Raw genomic sequence first — 24,556 nt, forward strand, 5'->3', positions numbered from 1 at the left:
TCCGGCGTAATTGATAAGGTGCATCGCCTTCCCGCATGATCGGCCTGCCTGGAACTGACGGGCGATCAAAAGGAGATGACCCGATGAACGACGCAAACACCAACGCAGAGCGCTATCTCGCCATCTGGAACGAGACGGATGCCGCTCGCCGCCGCGCTCTCATTGCCGAGAGCTGGAGCAAAGCCGCGACCTATATCGACCCACTGATGCGCGGCGAAGGCCATGAGCAGATCAATTCGCTGGTCGAGGCGGTGCAAAACCGCTTCCCCGGTTTCCGCTTCGCCCTGATCGGGGTGGCCGACGGCTACGGCGACAACCTGCGCTTCTCCTGGGGCCTCGGCCCGGAAAACGGCGATGCGCTGATCAAGGGCACGGATTTCGCCGAGCTTGAAGGCGGCAAGCTGAAATCCGTCCGCGGTTTCATAGATTTGCTGCCGGAAGCCGCCTGATGACGCCGACCGCCCGCTCCCTTGGAGACCATCTGCGCGAATGGCGCCAGCGCCGCCGCATGAGCCAGCTCGACCTCGCGCTGGAGGCGGAGATCTCGCAGCGGCATCTGAGCTTCATCGAGAGCGGGCGCTCGACACCGAGCCGCGACATGCTGCTGCATCTTGCCGAACGGCTCGACGTACCTCTTCGCGATCGGAACCCGCTGCTGCTCGCGGCGGGTTTCGCTCCTGTTTTTGCAGAACGCCCGCTCGACGATCCCGCGCTGGAACCGGCCCGTCGCGCCATCGACATGGTGCTGAAAGGGCACGAGCCCTTCCCAGCAATCGCCGTCGACCGCCATTGGACACTCATCGCGGCCAATGCGGCCATCGCTCCGCTTCTCTCAGCCGTTGCCGACCAGTCTCTGCTCACGCCACCCGTCAACGTACTGCGCCTCAGCCTGCATCCTCAAGGATTGGCGCCCCATATCAAAAACCTTTCCGAGTGGCGCGCCCACCTTATCGGCAGGCTGCGCCAACAGTTCTCGGCTTCGGGCGATCCAATGTTGGACAAGCTTTTGAAGGAGTTGCTGTCCTATCCAGCGCCTGAAACTGCTGGCGAGGTCCATACCGACTATGCCGGCATCGCCGTTCCCCTTCAGCTTTCGACCAAGGCCGGCTTGCTTTCCCTGATCTCGACAACGACTGTGTTCGGCACGCCCGTCGAAATCACTTTGTCGGAACTCGCGGTCGAATCCTTCTTCCCGGCGGACGAGGAAACGGCTGCCATCCTGCGCAGCCTCGCGCTCAACTGACCGCCTCAGAACTCCACGCCCGGCTGGCCCTTGATGCCGGAGCGAAAGGGGTGTTTGACGAGCTCCATCTCGGTCACCAGATCGGCGATTTCGATCAATTCTTCCTTGGCGTTGCGCCCCGTCAGCACGACATGCGTCATATGGGGCTTCTCGCTCTTCAGAAAGGCGACGACTTCGTTGATGTCGAGATAGTCGTAGCGAAGCGCGATATTGATCTCGTCGAGCAGCACCATGGAATTGCGCTCGTCGCGGATCAGCTCCTTGGCCTTTTCCCAGGCGGCGGAGGCTGCGGCGACATCGCGGGCGCGATCCTGCGTTTCCCAGGTAAAACCCTCGCCCATCGTGTGGAACTGGCAGAGATCGGAGAAATGCTTCTCGATCAGGTCGCGCTCGCCGGTCCACATCGCGCCCTTGATGAACTGCACGACGGCAGACGGCTTGCCATGGGCGATGTGGCGGAAGATCATCCCAAAGGCAGACGAGGACTTGCCCTTGCCCTTGCCCGTATGGACGATGATCAGCCCCTTGCCATCCGTCTTGGTGGCCATGATTTTGTCGCGCGCGGCCTTCTTCTTCGCCATTTTCTCGGCGTGGCGTGCATCATCCTTGCCGGTTTCGTTTTCCGGGATCTCGTCACTCATAGCTCACCTCATTCTGTTGTTTGCAGCCAGGTGGAACCGGGCCGAATTGCTGCGCGGCGTCCAGAGGCTGCGTTCGATCGCCTCGCACAGCCGCTCTCTCATTTCGTCGAATGCCGCAGGGTTCTTCTCGATCATGAAGTCGCGCACGCCGGCATCGGCGACAAAGGCTTGGTAGACGGCCTCGAAATGATGTTCGCCGACTGCGCCCGTCGTCGCCGAAAAGGCGAAGAGATAATCGACCGTAGCAGCGATCTCGGCAGCGCCCTTGTAGCCGTGGCGCATGACACCCGATATCCATTTCGGATTGACGACGCGCCCGCGCACGACCCGGCCGATCTCCTCTTCCAGCGAACGGATCACTGGCTTTTCCGGCCTGGAATGGTCGTTGTGATAGATCGAGGGACGCGCGCCGGCGAGCTGTTCGGCCGCCGCCGCCATGCCGCCCTCGAACTGGTAATAATCATCGCTGTCGAGCAGGTCGTGCTCGCGATTGTCCTGGTTCTGAATCACAGCCTGCACCGAGCGCAGCCGCTCCTCGAACAGACCGCGTTCGGCCTTGCCCTCCTCTCCGGCGCCATAGGCATAGCTGCCCCAGACGAGATAGGCCTCGGCAAGATCGGCGCGCCGCTCCCAGCCTTTTTCGTCGATCAGCGGCTGCAGCCCGGCGCCATAGGCGCCGGGTTTCGAGCCGAACACACGATAGCCTGCCCGGCGTTTTGCCGACACCTCGTCGAGGCCGGCGGCCGCAAGCCTAGCCGCCTCGCCGCGCATCCGCTCAGCGATGGGATTGTCGCCGACATCCTCCTCCAGCGCGCCGACGGCGCGGATCGCCTTGTCGAACAGCGCGATCTGCTCGGGAAACGCATCGCGGAAGAAGCCGGAGATCCTGAGCGTCACATCGACGCGCGGCCGCCGCAGCATCGCCGGCGGAATGATCTCATAGCCGGTGACCCGGCGCGAACTCGCGTCCCAGAGCGGCTTGACGCCGATCAACGCCAGGGCCTGGGCGATATCGTCGCCACCAGTGCGCATGTTCGACGTACCCCAGGCCGTCAGCCCGAAGGAGACAGGCCATTCGCCGTGATCCTGCACATAACGGCGGACAAGCAGTTCCGCCGATTTTTTGCCGAGTTCGTAGGCGGCCGGCGTCGGGACGGCGCGGCTGTCGACGGAGTAGAAATTCCGTCCGGTCGGCAGTACGTCAGGACGCCCGCGCGTCGGCGCACCGGAGGGTCCGGGTGCGACGAAGCGGCCGTCGAGTCCCTTAAGCAAACCTTCGACCTCGGCCGGGCCACAAGCGAGGATGGAAGGCTTGAGCCAGGTTTCGATCTCGGACAACACCGCACGCGTCGCTTTCCAGTCCGCTGGGCAGTCCATTTCGCCGGAAACGAACTTTGCGGCCAGCAGTTCGATACGTTCGACGGTGTCGCCGTTGGTTCGCCATGGGGTATCGAGAATATCTGCAAGGATATCAGGACGCGGGCTCGTCCAAACGACGGCCATGTCGCAATCGAGAGGGTCGAAGATGGAGGCACCCCCCTCTGTCCTGTCGGACATCTCCCCCACAAGGGGGGAGATCAGGGATGAGAGGCCTCGCTCAATCTCATGCGTCGAAGGAGCGGCATCTTCAAACGGTTCTTTTTCGGGAAGCCCAAGCGACTTGCCGATCTCCCCCCTTGTGGGGGAGATGTCCGGCAGGACAGAGGGGGGTATCCCCCGCACGCCGCCACCCAATCCAGCATCCGCCGCAATCGCCCGCTGCAAACTCGCATCGCCCCCCTCACCCAGCCCCCGCGGCACCCGCGCCAAAGCCACGGTCAGGTCCGTCAGCAACCGCCCCTCTGGCGACACACCGAACACATGCAGTCCATCGCGGATCTGCATTTCCTTGAGGTCGCAGAGATAGGCGTCGAGCTTCTTCAGCGCCTCGCCCTCGCTTTCGTCCTTGGCGATGCCGGCATCACGGTCGAGGCCGATATCGGTGACGAGATCGAGGATCTGACGGCTGAGCAGACGGATGCGGCGGGGATCGCCGCCGGAGGCCTCGTAATATTCGTCAACCAGCGCCTCCAGATCCTTCAGCGGCCCGTAACTCTCGGCCCGCGTCAAAGGCGGCGTCAGGTGGTCGATGATGACGGCAGCACTGCGGCGCTTGGCCTGCGTGCCCTCGCCTGGATCGTTGACGATGAAGGGATAGAGGTGCGGCAGCGGACCGAGGATCGCCTCGGGATAACAGCTTTCAGACAGCGCCAGCGCCTTACCCGGCAGCCATTCGAGATTGCCGTGTTTGCCCATATGGATGACGGCATGGGCACCGAACTCGCGGCGCAGGAAAGCATAGAAGGCGAGATAGCCGTGCGGCGGCACGAGATCCGGCGAATGATAACTTTCCTTCGGATCGATATTATAGCCACGCGCCGGCTGGATGCCGACGAGTAAGTCGCCGAAACGGGCGAAAGGCAGGGCGAAGACGCCCTCGCGAAAATACGGATCGTCTTGCGGGCTGCCCCAGCGGGCTCTCACCTCATCCTGAATCTTATTGGGAAGAGATTCCAGGAAGCCGTTGTAGCGACTCAGAGAAAGCGTCTCGCGGATGATCTTTCCGTCGGAACCGGAATTGGTCGGCCCTTCCATCAGGTGGCGGATCAGCGCGTCCCCGTCGGCCGGAATCTCGGCGACCGGATAACCCGCCGCCCGCATGGCGCGAAGCACCTCTATGGTGCCGGCCGGCGTATCCAAGCCGACGCCGTTGCCAAGTCGACCGTCGCGGTTCGGATAATTCGCCATGACGAGCGCGATGCGCCGGTCGCCGGCGGAAGTCTTCCGCAGCCGTGCCCAATTGGCGGCAAGCTCCGCCGTATAATGTACCCGGCCGGCCTCGGCCTGGCTGGCGACGATATTGGTCTCGACGGCAGCATCGTAGCGCGCCGCCGTCTTGAAAGAGATCGCCCGCGCCAGCACCCGGCCGTCGACCTCGGGAAGCGCCACGTTCATGCCGAGATCGCGCGCCGACAGGCCTTGTGAGGAAGAGAGCCATGCCTCCCTCGACGAGGCCGACAGGATCGCCTGAAGCACGATCGCTTCATTCGCCTCCAGCACCGTCGCCTGCCGGTCCGCACCCGGTGCGGAGACCGCAAAGCCCGTCGTGTTGATGACGACATCGGGTTTCAGCGTCGAAAACACGCTTTCGAGAATGCCTGTGGAGATGGGATCCTTGAGGCTGTAGGCAAAGATCGGCAGCGGACGGAGGCCGAGTGCGGCCAGTGCCTCGACGAGCGCTTCGATCGGCCCGGTCTCGCCGCTTTGGACGAGGGCGCGGTAGAAGCTGATGGCGACGATGGGAGGTGCCTGTTGCGTCGAGTTCGTAGTACCCCCCTCTGTCCTGCCGGACATCTCCCCCACAAGGGGGGAGATCAGGGATGAGAGGTCTCGCTCCATCTCTTCGGACGAAAGTGCGGCAGCCTCCAACGTTTCTTTTTTGGGAAGCCTTAGCGACTTGCCAATCTCCCCCCTTGTGGGGGAGATGTCCGGCAGGACAGAGGGGGGTATCTCGAGCTCGGCGGATAAGGCGGGCACCACGCGCGAAGACACCTCCGCAACAACCCGCCGCCACTCCTCAACCCCGATCAACCCGCGCCCCGGCCACCAGATGCCCGCCTTCATCAAAGGCACGGCCGGAGCCGGCTTCTCCACGCCAGACAGCATCGCCTCGGCATAGTCGAGAAACGCCCGCGCGTTGGCATCGCCACCCTCGATCAGATAGGCCCAGAGCGCGTTGAGATCGTCGAGGTGAATGTTGGAGAAAGGCACCAGCCCCGCATCCGGCCTGGCGTCACCCGGCAGCACCGCGATCAGCGCACCGGCGCGCGCTGCTGCCGCATGCAGCGCCTCCAGCGCATAATGAAAGTAGCTGGCACCGCCGAGCGCACGCACGATGATCAGCTTGGCATGCCGCGCCGTGCGCTCGACATAGGTGTCGACCGACATCGGGTGCTTGAGGCTCATCAGGCTGGCGAGCCGGAGCGAAGGCCCCGCCCCGCGCTCGCGATGGGCGGTTGCGATGGCGGCAAGCTCGCTGTCGGCCGCCGACAGGAACAGGATGTCGCCCGGCGTCTGCCCAAGGTCGATTGCCTCCTCGCCGTCGCTGATCGTTCCCTGTTGAGCCAGAAGCAGATGCATCGCGTTAGGCCAGCGCTTCGATCGCCGCTCTCACCGCGTCCTGATCCATTTCGTGCAGGCCGATGACGACGAGGCGCGTGGCGCGCCTTTCGCCAGACGTCCAGGCGCGGTCGAAATAATGGTCGATCCGGCTGCCGACGGCCTGGAGCTGCAGGCGCATCGGCTTGCCCGAGACATCGACGAAACCCTTGAGGCGCAGCACGTCATGGGCGGCAATGATGCCTTTCAGCGCTTCGATGAAGCCGGCCGGATCGGCAATGGGTCCGAGCTCAACGACGAAGCTGTCGAATTCGTCATGGTCGTGCGGCGCACCATCCTCATGCTCCAGCTCGTGATGCGACTTGCGATTGGCAACATCGTCCTCGGTGCCGATGCCAAGGCCGAGCAGGATGCCGGCCGACACCTCGCCGTTCCGCGCCTCAATCATCACAGGCTTGCGCACAGTGCGGGAGGCGACCTCGTCGCGTACCCTGACAAGGCCGGCGGCATCGATCAGGTCGGTCTTGTTGAGCACGATGAGATCGGCGCAGGTCAGCTGATCCTCGAACAGCTCCTCGATCGGGCTTTCATGATCGAGCGATTCATCCTCGGCGCGGCGCGCATCGACGGCATCATGGTCGTCAGCGAAACGGCCGGCGGCAACGGCAGCGCTGTCGACCACCGTGATGACGCCGTCGACGGTCACCTGGGTGCGAATGTCGGGCCAGTTGAAGGCGGCGACCAGCGGCTGCGGCAAAGCAAGACCAGAAGTCTCGATGACGATATGGTCGGGCCGCTGTTCGCGTTCGAGCAGCTTCGTCATCGTCGGAATGAAGTCGTCCGCAACGGTGCAGCAGATGCAGCCATTGGTCAGCTCGATAATGTCCTCCTCGGTGCAATTCTCCGCACCGCAGCCCTTCAGCACGTCGCCGTCGACGCCGAGATCGCCGAATTCGTTGATGATCAGCGCGATCTTCTTGCCGCCGGCATTGGTGAGCAGGTTGCGGATCATCGTCGTCTTGCCGGCGCCAAGAAAGCCGGTGATGACGGTTGCTGGAATTTTTTGCTGGTTCATGGACTTAACCCTTCATTTTCAGCGGCAGGCCTGCCGCGATGAAATAAACTTCGGCGGCCTTCGCCGCGATCGATTGGTGCAAACGGCCGGCATGATCGCGAAAATCCCGCGCCATGCGATTGTCGGGCACGATGCCGAGACCGACCTCGTTGGAAACGAAAACGAGCCGCGCTTTCGCGGCGGGAAGGAAATCGGCAAGGGCGGCAAATTCCGTCGCCATGTTCCGCTCCTCCATCATCAGATTGGTGACCCAGAGCGTCAGGCAATCGATCAACACGATGCGCACTTCGCCGTCGATGGCGGCGAGCTTGCCGACCAGATCGAGCGGCTCTTCATGCGTTGTCCAGGACGGACCCCGGTCGGCCTTGTGTTGGGCGATGCGCGCCTGCATCTCCTCGTCCCAAGCGCGGCCGGTCGCGAGATAGTGGCGATCGAGGCCGGTTGCCGTGACGAGGTCTTCGGCGAAACGGGATTTGCCCGAGCGTGCGCCGCCGAGGATGAAGACGGTGTTGGATGGGGCGTCCGTCATGCGCAAGCGGCCTCCAGAAGAAACGCGGCGTCGCCCCACTCTCTTCCCTCATTCCTGTGCTTGTCACAGGAATCCAGCCGCGGCGCGTCCGCGCCGTGAATGACTCTATGCCCCCGTGAAATGATTCTTCTGTGCCCAAGGACTTGGGCACGCTGGATTCCTGTGACAAGCACAGGAATGAGGGAGGAGAGGAAAGTGCGTCCCAAACACACCGGGCCAAGAGGTGCCGAAAAGGCACCTCCCCGTCGCGCCGCACCAGGCCACGCCGAATTCAATCGTTCAGCCAAGACAACCTCCGTGCTGGCAACGGGCATAGTGCCCAGGGTTAGGCTTCTCGCCCGGCACGCATGGCAGGTCTCCTGGCTCGCGGTTATCGGCCGCGATCGGGGCAGACCGGAAACCGGTCGCCCTGATCGTGCCAGCGGATCATCCTCGCCTTCCCGGCCGCATCAGTGAAAAGGTGGACGATTCGTAGACTTGAGAGGCGTCCGACCCCGGTTGATCACCATGCATATCCAGTGGCTTTTCCGGCACACCACCTGTCCCGCCCGCTTGCATTATTGCAAGCTGTCAGCCGGAAGGGCTTAGTGCCGGATGGAAGACCCTGACCGCTCTACAGTCGCGGGGTCGGCTGTGATGAAGGCGCCCGGCTTGGGTCCGCCCCGTCACATTCCCTTTTCATCCGGAAGGGCGTAACACCGATCCGGAACCATCCGTTATGTCAGGATGGTCAGTCGACCATCCGTTATCGGGATGGTTAGGCAAGCGCAGGGGTGAAGTCAACCGGGCTCGGCGGTCGACCAGTTGACGGCCACCCGGTATGGCCTGCTCCAACACGACTTACTCTACCTAAAACATCGTCATTTATCAGAGACTTACGTCACAAATATTTATCCCGCCCGCCGGGTTTTCGCCGCAATTGCGTCGCAAGCGGACTGCGCCTTCGCCCTTGACCGGGCCTCTCCCTGCCTAGTTGTCTTGCCATGCTTATGAAATTGGATCGGCGCCGTTTCCGCGCGCTGCGTGTTTTCTTCGATCCGGGACGCTTGCGGGCGCTGACCCGGCGCAGCGAGGTCGGCCTGTCGCTGGCGGGCGCCGTCGTCGGCATCATCTCGGGTCTCGCCGTCACCGGCATGAGCTACGTCTCCAACGAGTTGCATCAGCTGGTCTTCGGCATCGCCGACAGCGAAAGATTGAGCTCCTCCGAGATCGAGAACAAGATGCTGCTGCTCACCGCCCCCGTCATCGGCGGCGCCTTGCTCGGCCTGTTGCTTCTGGTTCTGGCGAAACGGCGCAAGAAGCCGATGGTCGACCCTATCGAGGCCAATGCGCTGCATGGCGGCCGCCTGTCCCTGACCGACAGCATCATCGTTGCCGTGCAGAACCTGATCTCCAACGGTTTCGGGGCCTCCGTCGGCCTGGAGGCCGGCTATACCCAGCTTGCCGCCGGCCTCGCCTCGAAATTCGGGCTGAAGCTGCAGCTTCGCCGCTCGGACCTGCGCACCCTCGTTGGCTGCGGCGCGGCGGGCGCCATCGCCGCCGCCTTCAACGCGCCGTTGACCGGGGCCTTCTATGCTTTCGAGCTGATCATCGGCACCTATACGATCGTCTCGCTGACGCCTGTCGTCGTTTCCGCCCTTGTCTCCACCTTGGTCGCAAGGCTGCTCGCCGGTAGCGACTTCACCATCGATATCGGCAGCTTCGGCTCGGTCGTGCCGGCCGATTATGTCCCGGCGCTGCTGCTCGGTGCGTTCTGCGCCGGTGTCGGCATCCTGATCATGCAGGGCGTCGCCTTTGTCGAGGAGTTGGCGCGCAAGAGCTCGATTGCCCCACCCTTCCGCCCGGCACTCGGCGGCATCATCGTCGGGCTGTTGGCGATGATCTCGCCGCAGGTGCTCTCGGCCGGCCACGGCGCGCTGCATCTCAACCTTTCCCATGAGGTGGCGATCCCGACGCTGATCGGCCTCTTCCTCTTGAAATCCTTCGCCTCGGCGATCTCGATCGGCTCCGGCTTCAGGGGCGGGCTGTTCTTCGCCTCGCTGTTCATGGGCGCCCTGCTCGGCAAACTCTTTGCTTACTGCGGCCCCTATTTCGCCGATGCGACGCTGACGCCCGTGATCTATGCCGTGGTCGGCATGAGTTCGCTTGCCGTCGCCGTCATCGGCGGGCCGCTGACCATGACGTTCCTGGCGCTCGAAATGACCGGCGATTTTCCGATCACGGCGCTGGTACTCGCTGCCGTCATCACCTCCTCGCTCGTCGTGCGTTCGACCTTCGGCTACTCCTTCGCCACATGGCGGTTCCATCTGCGCGGAGAAAGCATCCGCAGCGCCCATGATGTCGGCTGGATCCGCAATCTGACGGTCGACAAGCTGATGCGCGCTGACGTCAAGACGGCAAGGGCGGGCATTTCTCTGGAGGAATTCAAGCAGGCCTTCCCGATCGGCTCGACCCAGCGCGTCGTCCTCGTCGAGGAGAGCGACAAATATGCGGGCCTGGTGCTGGTGCCGGAGATCTACGCCAATCCGACCGATGCGCAGGACGAGGGCAAGACGCTTGCCGACTTCATCCACTACCGCAACGATTTCCTGCAGCCGCAGATGAATGCCAGGCAGGCGGCGGCGATCTTCGACAAGAGCGAAAGCGAAGCGCTCGCCGTCGTCAACAACCTGATCGAACGCAAGGTGATCGGCCAGCTCAGCGAAAGCTATACGCTACGCCGCTACAGCGAAGAACTCGACCGCCGCCGCCGCGAGGTCTCAGGCGAGATCTGAGCGTCGCCGCGCCGACCGGATCGACGCTTCAGAATACGGCGTCGGCGAGTTTGAACACGTCGGCCCGCTTCGAAACGCCACGCAATTCAAACGAACCCAGATACTCGCAGGCCACGGCGCAGGTGGTCGCGAAGCTCTCCGACATCAGCAGCTCTTGCTCAAGCGTGCCGCAGAGCTTTTCAAGCCGCGAGGCCTCGTTGACGGCGCTGCCGATCACCGTGAAATCAAGCCTGCCGCGCGCGCCGATATTTCCATAGAAGACCTCGCCGAGATGCAGCACGACATCGACGCCGATGTCAGGACCTCCATCATTCCTCCGCTGACCGTTCAGCACCTTGTTGGCTTCCAGAATATTCCTTGCCGAAGCCAGTGCGGCCATGCACGCCTTTTGCTGATCTTCGGCATCGGTCGGAAAGATCGCCAGCACGCTGTCGCCCATGAACTTGAGGATCTCGCCGGAATTCTCCTCGACATGCCGGCCGATCAGCTCGAAATGCTCGTCTAGAAACCCGGCGATTTCGCCTGGCTGATAGACTTCGGTCAACGCCGTGAAATTCCTGAGATCCGCAAGCAGGATCGCAGCATTGATGGAGCCACCTTTTCCCCTCTGGATCTCGCCTGCAAGGATGCGTGCGCTTGTTTTGGCACCCGTGTAGACGGCAAGGATATCCGCAGCGGTTTTCGATGCCGCGATGCGGTAGCAAGCCAGCCCCAGCGCCGGGAAAAGCTTCGCGACGATCGCCAATTGGTCGTCAGAAAATCCGCCCGGCCTGTCGCTTGTGAGAGACAGACTGACCCCGCGCAGCGCAGCCTCCTTTGGAAACTCCAGCAGGCTGACCAGATGATCCGTACCGCCGCCATGTGCGAATTCCGCAAGCTGCGGGTAGTCATCGACTCCCTCACCCTTGGCGATATTCCATCGACCTGACGTTTCGCCACGGCCCAAAAGAAAATAGATCGGGGTCTTCTCGAAATTCAGTACTGCCGCACTGCCATACTCGGCATTCTCGATCGTGGTCGCACCGCCGCGCACGAAATTGGCCGAGACGCCGCCATACATGGGATGAATAGACGGCATCGCAATACTTCCCCGCCAGATCGGAAAGCCATCCGCGATCAGCCGATCGCACAATCCGGCTATCAGCTCGCCAATATGCTCAGCTGTGATTCCATGTTCTATAAGCCACTGAATATGATTGTTAATTTCCGAACCTCCAAATGACCGACGCAGTTTATGGTCGGAAATCGGGCAAATGGACGGCGATGACCAACCCGGGCGTTGCCACATCAACCAATAGTCGAGTCACGCAGATATTTCTAGCCATGGACTCCGGCAAACGACGACCACAAGGTAGGCCGAGAGCAAGTGATACCTGCCGTTACCGTCGTTCGGCTCCGGCGAGAAGCAGTGGAGAGTGCCGCAGAAATGAAAGACGATGCCGCAGCGTCTGCGGATATCTCACATCCGGACCGTCATGCCGCCGTCGACCGTCAGCACATGGCCGTTGACGAAGGAAGCGGCGTCGCTTGCGAGAAAGAGAGCCGCCCCGGCGATCTCGTCCGGGCGTCCCCAGCGCTGGACCGGGATGCGCTGGCGCACGAACGGCATCAAATCCTCGTTCGCGGCCATCGCCGCGTTCGTCTCGGTGGCAAACCAGCCGGGCGCAATCCCGTTGCTGGTGATGCCGTGCGGGCCGAATTCGACCGCCATGCCGCGCATCAGTCCGGTCAGTCCCTGCTTTGCCGCCGGATAGACGCAGTCGCCGGGCATGACGACATGGCCGCTGATCGAGGTCACCGCGATCAGGCGGCCGTAATTGCGTCGCTTCATCAACACGGCAGCGTCACGCGAAAGCGTCACCGCCGCTGCTAGGTCGGTGCGCAGCAGCTCGATGATCGCATCATCGTCGAATTCGGCCAGCGGCCGTCTGTCGCGGGCGCCGACATTGTTGATCAGAATATCGAGACGGCCATGGATCTTGTCGATATCGGCCATCGCAGCGCGCTGTGCCTCGCGGTCGGCGATATCGAATGAAGCCGCTCGCCGTGCCGCCCGCGGCGCGGATAGCCTTTACAGCGTCTTCCAGCGTCGCCGCCGTGCGTCCGTTGACGATAACATGCGCGCCGCCTCGGCAAGGGCGCACGCCATCTCGAAGCCGAGCCCACGACCGCCACCGGTCACCAGCGCCACCTGACCTGCCAGTGAGAATCTATCCAATATGCTCATGGTTTTCGTCACTCTCAACCGGGTCCGCTGCGACAATTAATGGACTCAGTCAACTAATTTGGCAATAGCCGAGCAACGGCCGATGATGGTACGAGGTGCGGCCTAACCGAGCAGCCCGGCCAGCCAGTGCGGATCGAGATGACGTTCCAATTCCTCGGCGACGTCGTCGAGCGCCTGCTCGACGCTCTCGCGGTAATTCCTCCGCACGCCTGATAGGCCGAAGCTTTGAAGCAGTCGAGCGCGGTAAGTGTCACTGCCGAAGAGCCCATGCAGATAGGTTCCCATGATCCTGCCGTCGGTCGAAAGCGCACCGTCGGGCAAGCCGTCGATGATCGCTGAAGGCCGATCGCAATCCGGGCCGCGGGTCACGCCGAGATGGATCTGGTAGCCGGCAAGCGGCGCGTCATATTCGGCCGAGTGGGCCTGGCTGTTGCGCACGGTCTTTTCCGGCGCCATCTCGGTCTCGACATCGAGCAGCCCAAGCCCCGGCGTCTCGAGCGCCCCGCCCTCGATGCCGAGCGGATCGTGCACCATGCGGCCGAGCATCTGGTAACCGCCACAGATGCCGATAACCCGGCCGCCGCGCCTGACATGCGACTGCAGATCGCGGTCCCATCCCTCAGCCCTGAAGTCGGCGAGATCCGATATCGTCGATTTCGAGCCGGGAAGCACAACGAGGCTCGCATCGCCAGGGATCCGCTCGCCTGACCGCACGAAGACCAGCTCGACATCCGGCTCGGCCCGCAGCGGGTCGAGATCATCGAAATTGGCGATACGTGGCAGCACCGGCACGGCAATCTTCAGCGCGCTCGCGCCGCCCCTCGCCAACCGCTCGAGCACGACCGAATCTTCAGCCGGCAGCCGCGCGGCACCAGATAGCCACGGCACGACGCCGAAGCACGGCCAGCCGGTGAAGCCTTCAATGGCGCGGATGCCGTCTTCAAACAGCGAGACGTCGCCGCGGAACTTGTTGATGATATAGCCCGCAATCATCGCCCGGTCGCCATCTTCGAGGATCGCATGCGTGCCGACCAGCGAGGCGATGACGCCGCCGCGGTCGATATCGCCGACGAGCACGACCGGCACGCCGGCACGCGTCGCAAAGCCCATATTGGCGATATCGCCGGCCCTGAGATTGATCTCGGCCGGCGATCCGGCGCCCTCGACGATAACGAGGTCGGCACCCGCAGCCACTTTTTCGAAACTTTCGAGCACGGCGCCGAGCAGCTCGGGCTTCAGCCGCTGGTAGTCCCGCCCCTTCGCCTGTCCGAACACCCTGCCCTGGACGATGATCTGGCTGCCATTTTCCGATTGCGGCTTAAGCAGCACCGGGTTCATGTGCACCGAGGATGGCGTGCGCGCAGCCAGCGACTGCAGCCACTGCGCCCGGCCAATCTCGCCGCCGTCATCGGCGACCGCCGCATTGTTCGACATGTTCTGCGGCTTGAATGGTCGGACCGTCAGGCCGCGATTGGCCGCCAGCCGGCAGAGCCCTGCGACCAGCACCGTCTTGCCGACATCGGAGCCGGTTCCCTGCAGCATGATCGCTCTTGCCATGGTGGCCCGCATTCGCCTCTCGTTCAGGCGAGGCCTACAATGGGCCGCGATCCCGGGTCAAGACTCGGCCTAAAGTTCCGTCCTGCAAACGCGAAAACCGCGCATGGCCTTGGCTCTGCGCGGTTTGCCGAAAAACTCAGGCGTCTTCGCCCTTACACGGCGAAGCTCGCTTTCTCCGGTACGCACTACCTGAACCGGAGAAGCGGCGGTCATTGCTGCCACGACCCAACTGATAACGGTACATTCTTACCGGAGAGTTATTGAAGGCTTACGCAAATGTTAATTTTGATCTTTTTTGACATTCTGGCCGAAATTTCTGCCGAAGATCCGCTGCCGATCGCCAAGAGCGTGCTTTTCGCCCGAGAGCGCCAATTTCGGAATGCTGACATAAATTCTTCGAATTCAATAATTTAGTCACGCAACCATGAGCAGAAGATGGTTGATTTCTGCGAGCGAACGCGTAGGCTCCGTCATAACGCGCCATTGTTGAACATGGCCTGCCCATGAACCGGAAAGCCTGTCGCGGTATCGCCCGGCAGGCATTTTCCCTTCGGGTGCCGGAGAGATTTGTCGGTGAATTTCAGAGCCTGCTGCACGTCCGCCTAAGAAGAATTCGGGGAATGACGATGAAGACGTTTCTGATTCCGGCCGTCTTTGCCGCGGCTCTTTCTACCGTCGTGCCGGCCGAAGCCGCCGAATGTGGCAGCGTTTCGATCGCCGAAATGAAATGGGCCTCGGCAGGCATTGCGGCGAGCTTCGACAAGATCATCCTGGAAAAGGGCTACGGCTGCTCCGTTACCATCGTCGATGGCGACACCCTGCCGACCTTCGCCTCGATGAATGAGAAGGGCATCCCCGACATCGCCTCGGAATACTGGATCAATTCCGTCAGGTCCCTGCTCGATCAGGCTGTCAACACCGGCCGGCTGGTACAGGGGGCCGAAATCCTGGCCGACGGCGCCGTCGAGGGTTGGTGGATCCCGAAATTTGTCGCCGACGCCCACCCCGATATCCGCTCGGTCGAGGACGCGCTGAAACATCCCGAACTCTTCCCCGCCGAGGACGACCCGTCGAAAGGCGCAGTTTACAACTGCCCCGCCGACTGGAGCTGCCAGATATCGACCACCAACCTGTTCAAGGCGCTTGCCGCCGACAAGAAGGGCTTCGAGCTCATCGAGACCGGCAGCCCCGAACAGCTTGATGCCTCGATTGCCCGCGCCTTCGAAAACAAGGTCGGCTGGCTCGGTTATTACTGGGCGCCGACCGCCATCCTCGGCAAATATGACATGACGCGCCTGAGCTTCGGCGTCGGCCACAACAAGAATGAATGGGATCGCTGTACCGCGGTTGCCGGCTGCGTCAGGCCCGAGCTCAACTCCTACCCGGTCTCGCGCGCTTTCACCCTGATGACCAGGCCCTTCGCCAGCCGCGCCGCACCTGTCACGACCTATCTCAAGACCCGCAAATGGGACAATGCGACGATCAACCAGGTGCTCGCCTGGCAGGACGAAAACCGCGAAAGCAACGAGGATGCCGCGATCTATTTCCTTCGCAATTACGAGAGTCTGTGGACGAAATGGGTGCCGGTCGATGTAGCCGAGAAGGTCAAGGCGAGCTTATAACGGCCAAAACACGATCAAGCATGGACGATTCGATGACAGGCAATGTTCCGTTTCCAGACCGCGATATCGTTGCGGAAAAGCTCGCCGCCCTTTCGGAGACCGACAAGTCCTACCTGGCGCTGCTCATGGAAAACGCCGCCCAGGACGACAACCTGCTCGACGGCCTGCGCCGCCATCTCGATCTTGCCGCCGGATCGCGTTTCCTGAACTCGCTGAAGCTCGACAATCTAGGATTCTGGCTCGGAAGCCAGGCTCCGGACCGGTTGCAGATCCGGCTGATGGAAACGGCCCGTTCCGGCCAGCATCCCGCCTACCAGGCCTTCCGCACCGGTCTCGACCGATCCGGCGGGTTGGAAAAGGTTTACCCCCCGGTCATCCGATAGGATGATCCGGCAATCCCGGCAGGAATCTGAACCGTCGCTACTTCTTCGCGGCGCGGTCGACTGAGCGGCCAGCGTCCTGCGTCGCGTTCACGGTATTTGCCGTATCCTTTCCTATGCCGCGGATCGTGTTGCCGCAGGAGGAAAGGGCAAGAAGAACCATTAAGGCTGCGGCAATTTTGGCCGTTGTCGTCATCTCGGATATCCTTGTTTGAGATCTACCCCGAACGGCGACAAATGCCGTCCGCGCCAATAACGCGCGACAAACCAAAAGGTTCACGGGTTGGAAGGATACCAGCTAGCGCTAAGGACGCCCTATCACAACGCAATCGGCGCGTAATCCTTTCCCAAAAATCGAATCGGATCTTCGGGGACTATGCGCTAGGCGGCGACCGCCTTCGCTCTCTCGGCAAAGGCGCCGCGAATGCTGTCGGCCACCGTCTCGATCGGCCCCGATACCTGCGAGGCGGTCAGCAGGCGGATATCGAAGGCGCCGAGCTCCGGCAGCCCTTCCTGAGGCCCGAGGATCGCCATGTCCTCGTTGACATAGGACAGCGGCAACGGCGCTATGGCGAGATCGGAAAGCACGGCGGCGCGCTGCGCCATCGTGTGACCGCTGAGATAGGCGACGCGATAATGCCGCTTGTTGCGCTCGAGCTGGGAGAGTGCCTCCTGGCGCCAGATGCAGCCGTCTTCCCAGATCGAGATCGGCAGCGGATCGCGCCGATGCGCCGAACCGCACTTGGCGCCGGCCCAGACCAGCCGCTCGCGGAACACCACCTCACCGCCCGTCGGGAACGGCCGTGTCGCACAGTTGATCAAGGCCAGGTCGAGCCGCTGCTCCTCCATGCGCTTCTTCAGCCCGATGCTCATGTCGATGGTCACATCGACCATGATGCCGGGATAGCTCTCGGCGAAACTCTTCAAGATGCTCGGCAGCAGCCGTTCGCCGATATCCTCTGGCGCGCCGAGCCGCACGACGCCGCTGAGTTCCGGCATGATGAAGCGCGACACTGCCTCGTTCGACAGCGCCAGGATGTTGCGAGCATAGGACAGCAGCATCTCGCCGTGGCGCGTCAACGACACCGAGCGGGCGTCGCGCAGAAAAAGCGTCGCCCCAAGCTGTTCTTCAAGCTTCTTAATCTGCATCGATACCGCCGACGGCGTGCGGAAGACAGCCTCTGCGGCGGTCGAAAAATTGCCTGTTTCGGCGATCGCCACGAAGGTACGCAGCACTTCATTGTCAAGCAGCGGAATGGGACGGCGAAAGGGAATGCTCATCGTCGCATCTTTCAATTTTTCTGATTTATAACCCCATATCATTTTGTTTGATTGAATGTCAATTGACCCTCATATTTCGAGTGTCGGCAGCTAAATGCAGCAAAGGAGGCCCGACATGTCTCAAACAAGCATCTGGAATATCGTACAGGCCCTTTCCGCATTCAAGTCGCAGAGGCGCAGGGATGCCAACCATGAGCATGCGCTCCGGGAGCTAAGGCGCTTTCCGCCACATCTGCTGGCAGACTGTCAGCGCGAGATGGAGTTGACCGTCCCGGAGCGCCGCGCGTGCGATGGGACGCGGTAGAGACGCTTCATCGGTTTGAACCCGCACAGGATCTGGACAGATCGATGCCGGTCCACTTGCAACGTCCGCTCGACCTGCGCCGCAGCGGCCGACCGACAGCCGAACGGCGGTCACAACCCGCCCAGCAGCTTGAACGCTATGATCCACATCGTGAAAGCCACGAGCGTTTCCAGCATGCGCCAGGACGAGGGTTTCGAGAAGATCGGCCGCAACCGCTTCGCGCCATATCCGAGCGAAAAGAAGAACAGGAAGGACCCCGTCACCGCCCCTGCCGCAAAAGAAGCCTGCTCTCCCGGATATCGTGTCGATATCGTGCCGAGCAGCACCACGGTGTCGAGATAAACATGCGGATTGAGCCAGGTGAGTGCGAGGCAGGTTGCCAGCGTCTGCCGAAAGCTCGATGGCTTGGCTTCCGCGGCCGTGAGAGCGGCGGACGACCGCAAGGCGGAATAGAGGCTTCTTGCCCCGTACCAGACCAGAAACATAGCTCCCCCGTAGCGCATGACGGGATCGAGCCAGGGCATGAACCTGGCGATTTGATGGAGGCTGGTCACGCCAAGCACGATCAGCGCGGCATCTGATACCGCGCATGCGAGGCAGACGGCGAAGACATGTTCGTTGCGCAAGCCCTGGCGGAGAATGAAGGCATTCTGCGCGCCGATGGCGACGATCAGGCTGAGGCCCATCATCAGGCCGGTTCCATAGATCGAAAAATTCATCTCTTCGGCTAACGCCCCTCATTTCGGTGAGGTTGCGCTATCGCTATTTCGAGAATTAGGCTAATTAATCTAACTTACCCAGATTAAGTGAAATTAATCCATGCTCGACTATCCCGCTCTTCGCGCCGTCGCGACCATTGTCCAGACAGGCAGCTTCGAAAGAGCTGCGACCGCCTTGAACGTGACCCCTTCGGCCATTTCGCAGCGCGTGAAGCAACTCGAAGAGCGTCTCGGCGTCGTCCTCATCGTCAGAGGCACGCCGTGCACGGCGACGGAAAAGGGAGAATGGCTGTGCCGCCATATGGAGAATGTCGGCATGCTCGAAGCAGAACTCTTCGGGCAACTGCCGGCCCTCGTCGATCCCGACGAACCACGCCAAAGGGTCACGCTTCAAATCGCGACGAACGCCGACAGCCTCGGAACATGGTTCGTCGAGGCCATGTCGAATTTTTCCAAAAGCTCTTCCTATCTGCTGAATGTCGCCGTCGACGACCAGGACCATACCGCCGAATGGCTGCAGCGCGGTCGGGTGATCGCCGCCGTCACCAGCCTGGAAAAACCGGTCCGCGGATGCCGGCGTTTTGCCCTCGGCGTTCTGCGCTACCATGCAACGGCAACCCCCGACTTCGTCACAAGCCATTTTCCGCAGGGCGTGACATCAGAGGCGATCCGCAACGCTCCGGCGCTGACATTCAATCAAAAGGATAGGCTACAGAGCAGTTGGATCAGGCGAACATTCGAACGCGATCTCGATTATCCCACCCACTGGCTGCCGTCGCCGCAGAGCTTCGTCGAGGCGAGCCTTTCAGGCATGGGATGGGGAATGAACCCGACCCAGCTGACCCGCGAGCACCTCGCATCCGGACGGCTGATCGAGCTGGTGCCCGACACGCCACTCGATGTCCCGCTCTACTGGCAGATAAATCGCCTCGCCGCCGACCGTCTGGCGGATCTGACACGCGAAGTCGTCACCGTGGCCAAGCGCCGCCTTTGATGCATCACTCAAAAATGCAGCATCATCCCGGTGACCGGGTCGCTTTTATCAGACGTAAGCCGTGCGGCTGCCGAACTCGCTGGTCTCGTCAAAATTCGTCGTGCCGATACGCTCGCTTTCGCCGGAAAGTTCTTTCGGAGCGCCACCGGCAGGCTTCGATGCAGCAGACGCCTGAGCTGCTTTCGCTCGCTTCGATCTTGGCAATCTTCGCTTCCAGCGTCGCGATGGATTTTTCGATCGTGGCCTTCTCTTGCTCGTCCTGCGTTTCCGACCGGGCTGCCCCGCCCCTATGCTATGGCGATGATCTCCAGTTCCTGGCCGCCTGTCTCGACCATATCCCCGACAGCCTTGCCCATCAGGAGCCGCGCCACCGGGGAGACATAGGAAATGGACCCGGCCTTCGGATCGGCCTCGTCCTCTCCGACAATGCGATAGGTCTGCACACGGCCATCGTCACGACGGAAAGTCACCGTGCTGCCGAAGGCGACGGTATCGATTGACGTAGGGGCAGGCATGAGCTGAGCGGTGCGAAGTCTTGCGGCTAAGTAGCGAAGATCACGCAAGGGATTGGCCGTCTGCCGCCGCCGTTCGTTCACGTCTTCGATGGGGCTCGCAGCATCATAGGCCTCGCGAGCCTGCTGGAACTGCAATTCCAGAGCCTTCAATCCCGCTTCCGTGACCAAGTTCGGATGCGGCGAAATCGGACGATCGGGCAGCAGGGTTTCCGAAGCGGTTTCGAAACTCTCTTCCTTGGTGAAAGCGACGGCCAATCTCGAACTCCGTTTTAGACGCCACGCGCGGGTTGGTGGGGGATTATCCCGGGTTCGGAAGCATACACCGAGCGCCGACAAACCGCCAATCTTGCCATCTGGGCAAACCTCTACGATCCCGAGGCAAAGGGAACGTCCTGGCCGACATTGCGTTTATCTCATCCGGAGGCACTGTAGCGCAGGAGGAACGAATGCCCCGCCAGCAGCGAAGGAGCGGCAACACCGTCAGGATCAGACGATGCCTTCACTCTTGACCGACGCGATGCCGCTCACACCAAGCTGGTGGGACATCGCTGCACGGATCGTACTGACGGTGGTCGCCGGCGGCCTCATCGGTCTCGACCGCGAGCGCGGCGGTCACGCCGCAGGCTTCAGGACTACGATCCTGGTGGCGCTTGCCGCTTGCCTGGCGATGATCCAAGCCAATCTCCTTCTATCGACCTACGGAAAAACGTTCAACTTTTTCACGCAAATGGACGTGCTGCGCTTTCCCCTCGGCGTACTCACGGGCGTCGGCTTCATCGGCGGCGGAGTGATCCTGAGGCGCGGCGACACGATGACGGGCGTCACGACGGCCGCGACCATGTGGTTCATGACCGTCGTCGGCCTCTGCTTCGGCGGCGGCCAGATCGTGACGGGGACGGTGGCCACCCTGGTAGCCTTCATCGTGTTGTCGCCGATGAAGCAACTGGACACGTGGCTGCGATCCGAACGCAAGGCAACGCTCGTGATCTACTGTCCGAACTCCGGTATTCCCGATCTGTCGGATGTGCTTAGCCCTCTCGAATGCAGCGCGCTGTTCGGATCGGTGAAACGGACCGAGGACGGCCGCATCGGGGCGGCCTTCGAATTGCGCTGGCTCACGAAAGATCCAGACGCATCCGCCCGCGCAATCCTGGTCGCCGTCTCCGGGTCGCACGACGTCGCGGAATTTTCCATACAATCGACGACGACCTGAGCCGGGGGCGCCATGATTTCGCCGTCTATTTCGAGGCGTGTTCCGGTTTGCCCTTTCTCTTGGTCGAGGCAAACTCTTCGAGCTGCTTTTCGCTCATGGACTCGACCATCTGCTTCGAAGCGCCCTTAAGCTCCTTCTTCGGCGTCTCGCCGCGCTTTGCCGAGAGCGCGCACCCGCAGCCTTTTGCTGGGCTTTCGACTTGGCTGGCATATTCGATCTCCTTGTATTTGAATAAAGTGCCCGCGATCGTCAGAGCTTCCTGAGTTCGTCGGGCTTGTGCGCGGTTCGCTTTCCCGTTTTTTCGCTTTCGACGATATACTGCGGCTCTGCCACCGTGGCCTTCACTGTGTGACCCTTGATCTTCGTCTGGCTGGTCTGCTTCCTAATCAGTTTGCCCTTGGTCTTTCCCTGGCTGGTATTCCAGCTGACCTCATCGCCCCTCTTCAATTGCTTCGACACGGCGGGTTCCTTTAAAAGCATGATGCCGAAAAGTGTGAGCGGTGTTCGGACGACATCATTGCTCTAACCATCCTGTTCAAGGAGGCTGCGGCCCGCAGGCCGCAGCCGACAGGCTGTCAGTTGATGGTAGCCCATTGGCTTCGGACATCTCTGGCGTTCTTCGACAGATGGACGTGGGCATCCACGTGATCGACCCAATCGAGCGGGATCAAGTGGTGCTTGCCATCCCCCGAGTCGGTCTTCGTCAGTTTGATGCGGGTGGTGCCGTCGAGGTGATCGACCGTCCCGACATGGGTGCCGTCGGCAGCCCGAACTTCCATATGTTCACGAATCTGATCTGCGGAAATCATCGTTTCCTCCTTTGCATCATTGCCAGATACGAAGCGGCAACGAGGTGGAGCGGACTTGGTTCCAAACATCCGCGACCGTGTTCAATCAACAGTCACGTCCCAATCGTCACCTGGGTTGAAGGTCCTGACGCCGGCAGCTATTTTTTCAGTCTCCCGGCCGAGATCGGCCTGGTAGACCGTACCGTTCGCGTTGACTGCGAATGTGTGTACGCCGGTTTCGCCATATCGGATCGGCCACGCGATAAGGGCAAATCCTGCGATCATATTGCCGTTGATCACATAATCGAACTCTCCACCCGCGATATTCGGCCCCTGGCCGTCGATGATCCTGTAGCGATAACCGTAATAGCCCTCGCCGGCCTTGGCCTTATCAAGCGCCGCATTGTCCTCGAGAGCATTGCCCGCCGGGCTATCTCCCTCGCCCAGATCAGGCGACCAATAGAGACCGTCAGTCTTGCCGTCGCTGCTGATCAGTTTCTGGGCATATTCCAGGACGCCGTCATCATCGTGGTCGGCGGAAGAATATTCCTTTTGGGCATCGACATAGGCCTTCATCGTGTCGATGGTCTGCAATTCGTTCTCGCCGACGCGACGATTGATGATCTCCTCGAACCCGGCATAGGTATCGAAACCCCATTTGCCATCGTCGTCCTTCATGATCGGAAATGGCAGAGGCCATAATTTGTCGCCGATCTCGATGATCTTGCGGCCATCGACGTCGTTGACGACGACCTTCTTCTTCGTGCCGTCCCGGATCTGCGCGTAGGTGTCCATCACGCCTTCGCCTGCCTTCGCTTTCGCTGCATCAATACCCAGCAGCGCCGTAAACTTGTCGAAGTCGTCGGCCGCCAAGGCCGCCTTGAAAGCGTCGACGGCCTGTTCCGCCGTCTCGAATACGGGCGGATCGCTGTGCGAAGCGAAACCCGAGATGACGGTCGCATCGGATGGCTCTGCTGCAGATGCCGGAACCGGATTGGTGGCGAGAGCCGCAAAAGCGAACACCGAACCCAGAAGCATGTTTCTGACTGACTTGGTCATGACTTTCCTCCTTCTTCCGGTTATCGACGACGGCCGCCACCACCACCGCCGCGGCGGATTTCTCCACCACTGCCGCCGCGATTGCCGCCGGCCATGGCCTGTCTGCCGCGGTTGGACTGCATCTCAGCGCGCCTGCCGCTGTCGACCTGACCGAGGGCCGGCGGCTTTCTCGGCCGGTTGTCGACCCTGGCCGCGGGCTTCGGCTTTGCGACCGGGCGTTTGGCGTTGACCCCGGGCCTTGCGTTTTCGGCAGCCCTGTTCGGCGTCCTTGCCTCGGGCCTTCGGTTCTGCGCAGCCTGCGCGCCCTTCCCGCCCCCAGAAGCCACTCCCGTATTGCCTGCCTTGTTGCGCGCAGCATTGACCCTGTCCGCATCGATCTTGCTCTTGCGGACATCATTGACGCTGACTTTGCCTGGCTGGTCGCGGACCGTGTTCGCACGGTCATTGCCTCTTGCTCCGACCCTGTTGTTGCCGTTCGCCTCGATACTGGTCCGGAAGGAGCTGCGGTCGATCTTGTTGAACTGCGCGCTGTCGAAACCGATCTTGCTGCGGTCGACCTTCTTCCAGTCGACGTCGTTGATATTCACTTTTCCGTTGATGTTGTTGAAGCAGTTGTTGCAGTCGATATCAACATTGCCGTTCCAGCGCCCGCCCCATACACCCCAGCGGTTCCAGTCGACGGCAGCCGCCCACACTGCTCCCGTCACCACGCCGGCAAAAAAGGTGGCGGTCGGATAGTAGTAGTTCGGATACGGCTCTGAATAGTAGCCGATAGGCTCGGCCACATAGTTCGGTTCATACAGCATCTCCGGCGCATACTGCGGAACGTAGATCTTGTCGGGACTGGCGGAGACGATCACGACGTTGTCGTTCTCCTGGCTGACCTTGATTTTGTCGTCGGTCTTGATGATGCCGTCGGCGACCGCTTTGTCGCGCAGTTGCTGTATGGCGATCAGAACGTCCTTCTGCTGGTAGGAGAGCGCCTCTCCGAGAGACTGCGTCCAGTCCAGGTCGTCGCTCATCATCGTGACGATCTGGGGATAGTTCAGCAGCGATACGATGCTGCCGTCCCACGTCGTCTTCGGCTTGAGCTCGGGCTGCTTCTTCAAGGTTTCGAGAAACCGGGCTGCTTCCACGACCTGCAGCGGATAGAGCGACGCCGATGTGACGAGCGCGACCAGTTCGTCCGGATAAAGTGCAATCCGCGCCACCAGGATTTCGAGTTCGTCCTCGCTCAGCGGCGCCGGCGCGTCGTCTTCCGCCGCGACGGGGCTGGAAGCGGCAGGCTCCTGGGCGGCGGCGGTCGGCATCGGATGTGGCCAAAACGGGAACCCTACAAAAGGCAGGAACAGTCCCGTGGCGAGTAACAGTGCATGAGGTCTAGCCATCTCAAATCCTCCTTGCGGTCAGACATGGTGTGTAGGCTGCCGGCTTTAGTATATTCGCATATACTTACATTCATTCCAGTGGCGAGGAA

General features: G+C 61.5%; 22 protein-coding genes, 3 pseudogenes and 1 riboswitch. Of the genes and pseudogenes, 8 read left to right on the forward strand and 17 right to left on the reverse strand.

Annotated elements, in window-relative coordinates:
* Positions 1-35: 35 nt before the first annotated feature.
* Together BS630_RS17720 and BS630_RS17725 are read left to right on the forward strand one after the other, a co-directional pair.
* Positions 36-449, forward strand: coding sequence for a nuclear transport factor 2 family protein (locus BS630_RS17720; protein WP_170268574.1), 414 nt, complete (start codon positions 36-38; stop codon positions 447-449).
* On the forward strand, positions 449-1,243 hold the full coding sequence (locus tag BS630_RS17725) for a helix-turn-helix domain-containing protein (protein ID WP_077978429.1): 795 nt from the start codon (positions 449-451) through the stop codon (positions 1,241-1,243). Before BS630_RS17720 ends, BS630_RS17725 begins: the two co-directional genes overlap by 1 nt.
* Positions 1,244-1,248: 5 nt before the next feature.
* On the opposite strand, the gene cobO is transcribed toward BS630_RS17725, so the two are convergent.
* Genes cobO through cobU form a run of 4 tightly spaced genes read right to left on the reverse strand, consistent with a single transcriptional unit; the run spans position 1,249 to position 7,646 of the window.
* Positions 1,249-1,884, reverse strand: coding sequence for a cob(I)yrinic acid a,c-diamide adenosyltransferase (gene cobO / locus BS630_RS17730; RefSeq protein ID WP_077978430.1), 636 nt, complete (start codon positions 1,882-1,884; stop codon positions 1,249-1,251).
* Between the two features lie 3 nt (positions 1,885-1,887).
* A complete protein-coding gene (cobN, locus tag BS630_RS17735; protein ID WP_077978432.1) occupies positions 1,888-6,063 on the reverse strand; it encodes a cobaltochelatase subunit CobN in 4,176 nt (1,391 codons plus the stop codon).
* A 4-nt stretch (positions 6,064-6,067) separates the two neighbouring features.
* A complete protein-coding gene (gene cobW, locus BS630_RS17740; protein ID WP_077978434.1) occupies positions 6,068-7,117 on the reverse strand; it encodes a cobalamin biosynthesis protein CobW in 1,050 nt (349 codons plus the stop codon).
* 4 nt (positions 7,118-7,121) lie between these two features.
* Positions 7,122-7,646, reverse strand: a complete 525-nt coding sequence (cobU, locus tag BS630_RS17745; RefSeq protein ID WP_077978435.1) for a bifunctional adenosylcobinamide kinase/adenosylcobinamide-phosphate guanylyltransferase — start codon at positions 7,644-7,646, stop codon at positions 7,122-7,124.
* Between the two features lie 332 nt (positions 7,647-7,978).
* Positions 7,979-8,375: riboswitch (cobalamin riboswitch) on the reverse strand.
* A gap of 254 nt (positions 8,376-8,629) precedes the next feature.
* Between cobU and BS630_RS17755 the strand changes: the two genes are divergently transcribed.
* On the forward strand, positions 8,630-10,420 hold the full coding sequence (locus tag BS630_RS17755; protein ID WP_077978436.1) for a chloride channel protein: 1,791 nt from the start codon (positions 8,630-8,632) through the stop codon (positions 10,418-10,420).
* Positions 10,421-10,448: 28 nt separating this feature from the next.
* On the opposite strand, the gene BS630_RS17760 is transcribed toward BS630_RS17755, so the two are convergent.
* The 3 genes and pseudogenes from BS630_RS17760 to BS630_RS17770 all read right to left on the reverse strand — a co-directional run bounded on the left by BS630_RS17760 (position 10,449) and on the right by BS630_RS17770 (position 14,204).
* Entirely contained in the window at positions 10,449-11,708 is a 1,260-nt protein-coding gene (locus BS630_RS17760) for an adenylate/guanylate cyclase domain-containing protein (RefSeq protein ID WP_077978439.1), read from the reverse strand.
* A 171-nt stretch (positions 11,709-11,879) separates the two neighbouring features.
* Positions 11,880-12,647: pseudogene (locus tag BS630_RS17765) on the reverse strand (SDR family oxidoreductase).
* A 102-nt stretch (positions 12,648-12,749) separates the two neighbouring features.
* A complete protein-coding gene (locus tag BS630_RS17770) occupies positions 12,750-14,204 on the reverse strand; it encodes a cobyric acid synthase (protein WP_077979217.1) in 1,455 nt (484 codons plus the stop codon).
* A 620-nt stretch (positions 14,205-14,824) separates the two neighbouring features.
* Here BS630_RS17770 and BS630_RS17775 point away from each other — a divergent pair.
* A complete protein-coding gene (locus BS630_RS17775; protein ID WP_183594401.1) occupies positions 14,825-15,826 on the forward strand; it encodes a glycine betaine ABC transporter substrate-binding protein in 1,002 nt (333 codons plus the stop codon).
* Between the two features lie 20 nt (positions 15,827-15,846).
* Positions 15,847-16,209 carry a hypothetical protein gene (locus BS630_RS17780; protein WP_183594403.1) on the forward strand — a complete coding sequence of 121 codons (363 nt, stop codon included), beginning with the start codon at positions 15,847-15,849 and terminating at the stop codon, positions 16,207-16,209.
* Positions 16,210-16,246: 37 nt separating this feature from the next.
* Here BS630_RS17780 and BS630_RS17785 read toward each other — a convergent pair whose 3' ends face one another.
* Both BS630_RS17785 and BS630_RS17790 read right to left on the reverse strand, forming a co-directional pair.
* Positions 16,247-16,402: an entericidin domain-containing protein gene (locus BS630_RS17785; RefSeq protein WP_003540537.1), complete on the reverse strand. Its 156-nt coding sequence runs from the start codon at positions 16,400-16,402 to the stop codon at positions 16,247-16,249.
* 185 nt (positions 16,403-16,587) lie between these two features.
* Positions 16,588-17,529 (reverse strand): LysR family transcriptional regulator, encoded by a 942-nt coding sequence (locus tag BS630_RS17790; RefSeq protein ID WP_017960848.1) that lies wholly within the window; start codon positions 17,527-17,529, stop codon positions 16,588-16,590.
* Between the two features lie 73 nt (positions 17,530-17,602).
* Between BS630_RS17790 and BS630_RS38540 the strand changes: the two genes are divergently transcribed.
* Positions 17,603-17,791: a hypothetical protein gene (locus tag BS630_RS38540; protein ID WP_017960849.1), complete on the forward strand. Its 189-nt coding sequence runs from the start codon at positions 17,603-17,605 to the stop codon at positions 17,789-17,791.
* Between the two features lie 110 nt (positions 17,792-17,901).
* Here the strand turns inward: BS630_RS38540 and BS630_RS17800 are convergent, their stop codons facing one another.
* Positions 17,902-18,510 (reverse strand): LysE/ArgO family amino acid transporter, encoded by a 609-nt coding sequence (locus BS630_RS17800; protein WP_020050356.1) that lies wholly within the window; start codon positions 18,508-18,510, stop codon positions 17,902-17,904.
* Between the two features lie 100 nt (positions 18,511-18,610).
* Here BS630_RS17800 and BS630_RS17805 point away from each other — a divergent pair, with 100 nt between their 5' ends.
* Positions 18,611-19,504, forward strand: coding sequence for a LysR family transcriptional regulator ArgP (locus BS630_RS17805; RefSeq protein ID WP_077978440.1), 894 nt, complete (start codon positions 18,611-18,613; stop codon positions 19,502-19,504).
* A 48-nt stretch (positions 19,505-19,552) separates the two neighbouring features.
* Here BS630_RS17805 and BS630_RS17810 read toward each other — a convergent pair.
* Positions 19,553-19,784: pseudogene (locus BS630_RS17810) on the reverse strand (hypothetical protein); the annotation flags it as partial.
* Between the two features lie 7 nt (positions 19,785-19,791).
* Positions 19,792-20,274, reverse strand: a complete 483-nt coding sequence (gene greA, locus BS630_RS17815) for a transcription elongation factor GreA (RefSeq protein WP_025394936.1) — start codon at positions 20,272-20,274, stop codon at positions 19,792-19,794.
* 238 nt (positions 20,275-20,512) lie between these two features.
* Here greA and BS630_RS17820 point away from each other — a divergent pair, with 238 nt between their 5' ends.
* Complete coding sequence (locus tag BS630_RS17820) at positions 20,513-21,232, forward strand: MgtC/SapB family protein (protein ID WP_077978442.1); 720 nt, start codon at positions 20,513-20,515, stop codon at positions 21,230-21,232.
* A gap of 25 nt (positions 21,233-21,257) precedes the next feature.
* Here BS630_RS17820 and BS630_RS17825 read toward each other — a convergent pair.
* The 5 genes and pseudogenes from BS630_RS17825 to BS630_RS17845 all read right to left on the reverse strand — a co-directional run bounded on the left by BS630_RS17825 (position 21,258) and on the right by BS630_RS17845 (position 24,467).
* Positions 21,258-21,442: pseudogene (locus BS630_RS17825) on the reverse strand (DUF3008 family protein).
* A 39-nt stretch (positions 21,443-21,481) separates the two neighbouring features.
* On the reverse strand, positions 21,482-21,691 hold the full coding sequence (locus BS630_RS17830) for a hypervirulence associated TUDOR domain-containing protein (RefSeq protein WP_077979220.1): 210 nt from the start codon (positions 21,689-21,691) through the stop codon (positions 21,482-21,484).
* 116 nt (positions 21,692-21,807) lie between these two features.
* The gene (locus BS630_RS17835) at positions 21,808-22,041 is read right to left on the reverse strand and encodes a DUF2171 domain-containing protein (RefSeq protein WP_017960856.1); all 234 of its coding nucleotides are present in this window, start codon (positions 22,039-22,041) and stop codon (positions 21,808-21,810) included.
* Between the two features lie 81 nt (positions 22,042-22,122).
* Entirely contained in the window at positions 22,123-23,079 is a 957-nt protein-coding gene (locus BS630_RS17840) for a DUF2950 domain-containing protein (RefSeq protein ID WP_077978443.1), read from the reverse strand.
* 20 nt (positions 23,080-23,099) lie between these two features.
* Complete coding sequence (locus BS630_RS17845) at positions 23,100-24,467, reverse strand: DUF3300 domain-containing protein (protein WP_077978445.1); 1,368 nt, start codon at positions 24,465-24,467, stop codon at positions 23,100-23,102.
* Positions 24,468-24,556: the final 89 nt, after the last annotated feature.

Source organism: Rhizobium laguerreae, assembly GCF_002008165.1.
Lineage (GTDB): Bacteria > Pseudomonadota > Alphaproteobacteria > Rhizobiales > Rhizobiaceae > Rhizobium > Rhizobium laguerreae.